Below are 268 nucleotides of genomic sequence, written 5' to 3'. Positions count from 1 at the left end.
CGCCGGCGATGCGCTCGTTCGTGCGTGCGGTCGTTCAGGGGGAGACGCTGGGCGTTTCGATCGGCGCGATGATGCGCAACCTCGCGCTTGAGATGCGCACGCGCCGCCGCCAGGAAGCGCAGGAGCGCGTGCAGAAGGCCCCCGTGAAGATGCTCTTACCCCTCATCGGCATGCTGTTCCCCGCCCTGCTGATCGTGCTGCTGTACCCTGCGGGCCACCAGCTGCTGCAGGCCTTCTCGGGCGCCTAATGACCAGGTGGGTCGTACCC

General features: G+C 67.9%; 1 protein-coding gene. It reads left to right on the top strand.

What is annotated here, in order from left to right; translation table 11 throughout:
* Nucleotides 1-248: type II secretion system F family protein (locus RAD04_RS38775; protein WP_461627978.1), on the top strand; the 248-nt coding region annotated here is incomplete at its 5' end.
* Nucleotides 249-268 lie beyond the last annotated feature (20 nt).

It is taken from the genome of Bradyrhizobium sp. 25ACV (assembly GCF_054863005.1).
Note: the sequence above shows the minus strand (reverse complement) of the source record. Positions and strands in the feature narration are given on the sequence as shown.